Annotated in this window: 5 protein-coding genes and 1 pseudogene; all 6 read right to left on the bottom strand. The window is 68.1% G+C overall.

Annotated elements, in window-relative coordinates; translation table 11 throughout:
* Positions 1-151: pseudogene (locus tag AB1460_RS35465) on the bottom strand (CoA ester lyase); the annotation flags it as partial.
* A 173-nt stretch (positions 152-324) separates the two neighbouring features.
* Positions 325-1,086, bottom strand: a complete 762-nt coding sequence (locus AB1460_RS35470; RefSeq protein ID WP_368966788.1) for an IclR family transcriptional regulator — start codon at positions 1,084-1,086, stop codon at positions 325-327.
* 37 nt (positions 1,087-1,123) lie between these two features.
* Entirely contained in the window at positions 1,124-1,873 is a 750-nt protein-coding gene (locus AB1460_RS35475) for an enoyl-CoA hydratase/isomerase family protein (RefSeq protein ID WP_368966790.1), read from the bottom strand.
* Positions 1,870-2,109, bottom strand: coding sequence for a hypothetical protein (locus AB1460_RS35480; RefSeq protein WP_368966792.1), 240 nt, complete (start codon positions 2,107-2,109; stop codon positions 1,870-1,872). The genes AB1460_RS35475 and AB1460_RS35480 overlap by 4 nt, the downstream gene beginning before the upstream one ends.
* A gap of 343 nt (positions 2,110-2,452) precedes the next feature.
* On the bottom strand, positions 2,453-3,619 hold the full coding sequence (locus AB1460_RS35485) for an iron-containing alcohol dehydrogenase family protein (RefSeq protein ID WP_368966794.1): 1,167 nt from the start codon (positions 3,617-3,619) through the stop codon (positions 2,453-2,455).
* 130 nt (positions 3,620-3,749) lie between these two features.
* Entirely contained in the window at positions 3,750-4,823 is a 1,074-nt protein-coding gene (locus tag AB1460_RS35490; protein WP_368966795.1) for an AbrB family transcriptional regulator, read from the bottom strand.
* Positions 4,824-5,240 lie beyond the last annotated feature (417 nt).

Consider the following 5,240-nt stretch of genomic DNA (forward strand, 5'->3'; position numbering starts at 1 on the left):
ACTCCTTCGCCCCCGGCGCCACCGAGTCCTCAAGATCACAGAAGATCTGGTCAGCGGGAAGGCCCTGCGCCTTACCCAGCATCTTCGGATTGGAAGCCGGAACCGCCAGACACGACCGGCGAGCACGAGCGGAGCGAGCTTGGGCAGACACAGATACTCCCGATTCGTCTGTCGACCGGTCGCGGAGGCGACTCCGGTAACGCACGGTGCGACCCCCGGATCGCCACCGGAAACCGGTCGTCTTCTTCAGAAATTCACCGCTGAACGTCTCGTCGAGAAAAGAAGCGGGCCGGGCCGCCCGCGTGACCGGGCCGCCCTGTTTTGCTAACGCGAAAGGGAAGCTCGGCGCCGCCACGAGTCGACGTGCTCGAGCAGCATCTCCGCCAGTTGTTCCTTCCGAGGCAGAATTTCCGTGCTGGGCCCCACGAGGGTTACCTCGGCGACCGGTTCACCTGACTGGCCCGACACGACCGTCGCGATGGCGGAGCGCGTACCAGCATGCTGGGTGTTCTGGGCGATCCGCGTCCTCCTGATGTCCTCGTACTCGACGAGAAACTGGTCCACGAGTGCGGCTTCCTCCGGCTTCCGTCGACGCAGGTACGCATCTCGCTGCGCGGCGGGAAGCGCCGCGAGAATCGCCTTGCCACCGGCCGTCCCCAGCATGGTGCGGCGGATGTTGTTACGTGCCGCGAAGCCCGCCAGCCTGTCCGCGCCGAACTCCGACACGTAAATCAGGTGGTCACCGGCCTGGACGCCGACAAAAACCGTGACACCTGCCGACTCGTAGAGCGATGCGATATCGGCGTCTGTCACCATCCCGGCGCGGAACCCACCGCTGGCCAGGGTCAGACCGTAGAGTGCCGGGCCGAGATAGAACCGATGGCCTTCCTCGTAGACCCACCCTGCCGCAAGAAGCCCTCGGACGAATCCGTGAACAGAACTCTTCGGGGCGTCCAGCGCCCGCACCAGCTCGACAAAAGTCATACCTGGGTTGTAGACGACTTCTTCGAGGATGCGAGTAACCCGGTCGATCGTCCGGTGGTTCTGTGGGGCACCCTCGGGCTTCGGGGCCGGAACATCGGTCATGGCCAGTATTTAACCCCACCCCCGACGGGTCACCCGCTCAGGCCCCGACGAAGATCGGCGCGCGCTTGCCGATTGACGCCTGGATTCCCTCCTGGAAGTCGGCCGTCCCGAGCAGGACCGCCTGTGCGGCAGCCTCCAGGTCGAGAGCCGCCGAGACCTGCGAGACGAGATCACGCCGAAGGGTCGACCTGATCGACAGCAGGGACAGCGGCGCGGACTGGGCGATCTCGCGAGCCCACGCCAGCGCCTCGTCCCGCGGATCGCCTGCCGTGACACGGTCACACAACCCGATCGCGAGCGCCTCGGTCGCCTGCACCGAACGCCCCGTGTACAGCAGATCGCGTGCCTTCTGGTTCCCCACGACCGTCGGCAGGGTGACCGAGAGACCGAAACCGTGGTGGAAGCCCAGCCGGGCGAAGTTCGCGCTGAACCGCGCGTTCTCGCCGGCGACCCGGAAGTCGGCGGCCAGCGCCAACCCGAGACCGCCGCCGATCGCGGCGCCCTGCACGGCGGCGATGACGGGCTTGCGCGCGGTGAAGATGGTGAACGCCTCGCGATAGACCCGGCGCAGCCCGTCCGCGTCGACGTCACGGAGATCGGCACCCGCGCAGAAGTGACGCCCTTCCGAGCAGAGCACCACGCAACGGACCTCGGGCATGGCGTCGACGCGCAGCAGGGCCTGCGCCACCCCACGGAGACTGGCCTCGTCGAAGAAGTTGTTCGGCGGCCGGTGCATCTCCACCACCGCCACGTTCTCCTGGCAGTCGATGGTGACCAGGTCCGTCATGGGGCTACCGGGGCCGGGAGCGACTCGTGGGCCTCGACCGTGCGCGCGGGGCGGTCGACCTCGCCCACCTCGCCGAGCCGCGGCAGCTCCGCCCGAATCCGCCGGTGGCCCGGGATCGCGAACGGCGGCCGATGGTCTCGTGACATCCCGCGTGCCTCCTCTGGTTCGCCGCCGCGCAGGACGGTGACGATCATGTCGCGTGAGGTGCGCTCGACCATCGCCGCTGACCGCGTCACGCCTGTGCCTGCGCGGTTACGGACCTCGTCAGGTCGCTGAGGACGACCCCGGTCACCGGAGGACCAGGTCGTCGCCAGGCACCCTCGTCCATGCCGCCGCGACAGTGCCGTCGCGGCGACGTCCTTGCGTGCACGGGCCGCGTTCTCGCAGCCCTTCTGCGTACAGCGTTTCTGCGTACAGCGCTTCTGTACTCAGCAGCTCTGCACTCAGCAGTCGTGCATGCATATTTACGAACTTTCGTTCGTACTTACGAAACTAACCTACCTCGACCTGAGCGTCAACAGAGGTGTCAGACGGCCCGTGCGGCCACTTCCGGAGCGACACCGGGGTGGGCAGCCGTCCTTACCAGGCGCTCTCAAGAAGTGACACGAGATCCTCCCTGGTCGCCGGGCGCGGGACACGGGTGATGGCCCAGTCGTCCATGGCATGACCGACGATCTCCGGCAGGATCTCGCGGTCGATTCCGACGTCGCGGAGACGGCGGGGCACACCGACGGCCGTGAGCAGTTGCTCGGCGGCACCGATCGCCGCCGCCGCCTCGTCGTGGGGCCGGCTCCCGCCGCCGAGGATGTCCACGATCTGGGGGAGGCGTCGCTTCGTCACCTCGGCGTTGAATCGCATGGTGAGCGGTAGGAGCATCGCCTCCACCGTCCCGTTCGCCGCTGTGGAGCGCGGGCCGACCGCGTGCGAGAGGGCCTGGGCCAGGCCCGCGCCGGTGTGGTCGCTGCCGCTGCCCGCCAGGAACGCGGCGAGCATGAGGCGTAGGCGTGGCTCGTTGTCCGCGGCGGTGTCGAGGCGCGGCAGCCACTCCCGTGACAGGCGGAGAGCGTGCGCCAGCTCGGCGTCGGCGAGTGGATCGTCCGTGTGCGACTGCAGCCCTTCGACAGCCATGGCGAAGGCGTTCAACGCGGACGACCGGACCAGCGACACGGGCGCGGTGCCGGCGATCACCGGATCCATGAACAGGCCCGTGGCTCGGGTCTTGGGGTCGAACAGGGCCAGCCGCTCCCCGGTTTCCGGGTCTCGCACCGCGCTGCCCGCCTTGGCGTAGGCCGTGGTCGGAGTGCTGGGGATGATCCACTGCGGCAGCTTCGGTGCGGTCAGCTTCGGGCTGACCAGGCGGCCGTCGACCCGCCGGGTGCAGAGATCGCGAGCGTCGGCCTTCTCCGCCAGCAGGATGCTCGCGGCGCGGGCAGTCACGATGGCGGATCCGCCGCCCAGCGCCACCACGGCGTCCGCCGCGGTCGCCTCCAGGACCTCGCGCGCGCGTTCGACCGCGGGCAGCGGGCTGTGTTCGCGGACCTCGTCGAACCATCCGGCGAGCCGGTCACCGAGCGCTGACTCGACCTTCGCCACCGCTTCGGCGTGGCGGCGCATCGAGCCCCCGCAGAACACGACCGCCCGCCGGAGCCCCGCACGGTCGAACTCACGCGGCAGGGCAGCCAGCGCGTCCTCGCCGGCGAAGACACGGACGGAGGATGTCACGTGTCTGACGGTAGGAAAGATCATGGCATCCTCCTGGGGGCCGCGACAACAACCCTGGCCGGGTCTCGTGCAGCCTAGCCCAGCGTTCGCATATAAGGAACGTTGTACGCATAGGGGATCAGGCTGGACGGCTGCGGCTGCGGTCGCCGGATGGTCAGGTATCCGCCAGCCGGCTGTGCCGTCGGACCAGGGTGCCGATGAGCGATGCGCTCAGAATGGCGGCGAACACCCGTACGAGCTGCATCGTGATGACCAGCCCGACCTCCGAGCCGGACTGGACCGCGACAGCCGTCACCGCCGGGAGACCACCCGGGGTCATTGCCAGGTATCCGGCGAGGTCCGGAATTCCGGCCATGCGGGCAAACACGATCCCGATCAGGGCGCAGCCCCCGACGCTCGCAACCAACTGCACCGTCACCAATGGGAAGAGCCGTATCAACAGGCGGATCGTGGCGGCGGTGAAGGAGAAACCGACGGCCAGCCCTGTGATGGTGTAACCGAGATTGAGCAGCGGCTCCGGAACCTCAAGCGGAGTGGAGGTCATCAGCGCGATCGCCATGGCGATCAGCATCGGGATGACCAACCGTGAGCCGCTGAAGGTGAGGACCTGCGCGAGGAGCAGACCAACCCCCAGGCACAGAGCCGTGAACAGCAGGCTCTGCCACAGGACGGGGTCGGCGGCGGGCCCGAGGCTCGCCGGAGCGAGACTTCCCGACCGGTCGAGGATCGGCGCAACCGCCGACAGCGAAACCACGACAAGCACCACGCGCGCGTACTGGACGGCCGAGACAATCGCGTCGTCGGCATCCAGCTCCTTGGCCATGGCCGAGACTCCGGAGGCAGCGCCCGCCATCGAGGCGAAGATCGCCGTGGCCACGTTCACCTTCGGCGACAACACGAGAACCAGGCCCGTCAGCATGCTGAAGATGAGGGTGACTCCGACGCCCCCGAGCACCTCGACGGGCTGACTCACCAGCTGCCGGATCACGGCAGAGTCGATCAGAGCGCCCGCGCTGACGCCGATCAGCGCCATACCAAAATGCCGCGCCGGCTCAGGAAACCGCCACGGCGCCCGGAACGCGAGTGTGAACGCGGCCCCGCCGACCAGGCCACCGAGCAGGTACGGCGCCGGCGAGTGGACGAGGTGCATCAGTATCGTTGCGGCGACGAGGATGGCCACGCCACATAAGCCTCGCCTACCCTCTCTCGCGATGATCTCTCTCTGCACTACATCACACTGCCTGTGCCGGAAGACGAAGCTGCGTTATCGCGGGTGAGAGCGACAGCGAGAAGCGGCGGTGGGATCCGCCGCCTCGGGCGGGATCGAGCACCGGGATTGTCGCTGACGGTTCGACGGACACGTCTCTGGGCACGTCCTTCTCTCCTTCGCAAAACCGCACCGGAGGTGACACGGGCCGCGGGCATGACAGAACATTCGGGAATACAAAGCGAGCGGAGGCGCGGCCGTCATCAGCTCGCCCTCGGCGCCAACCGGGGGATCAGCAGCGGCGCGGAAACCGGGCTCTTCGCAGTTGACCGGAATCTGTGTTGGTCCGATTACGCGACCTTCGGACGGGCGGTAACCGTGGGTAGCCACTGGGGGCGGGTGGAACGGGAGGCGGTGTAGCGGGCGCGGCGTTGCTGG

The organism is Parafrankia sp. FMc2, assembly GCF_041008525.1.
Taxonomy (GTDB): domain Bacteria; phylum Actinomycetota; class Actinomycetes; order Frankiales; family Frankiaceae; genus Parafrankia.

Excerpts from the sequence above, each read along its gene's own strand:
- AB1460_RS35470 (WP_368966788.1), bottom strand. The coding sequence starts at position 1,086 with ATGACCGATGTTCCGGCCCCGAAGCCCGAGGGTGCCCCACAGAACCAC.
- AB1460_RS35485 (WP_368966794.1), bottom strand. The coding sequence starts at position 3,619 with ATGATCTTTCCTACCGTCAGACACGTGACATCCTCCGTCCGTGTCTTC.
- AB1460_RS35475 (WP_368966790.1), bottom strand. The coding sequence starts at position 1,873 with ATGACGGACCTGGTCACCATCGACTGCCAGGAGAACGTGGCGGTGGTG.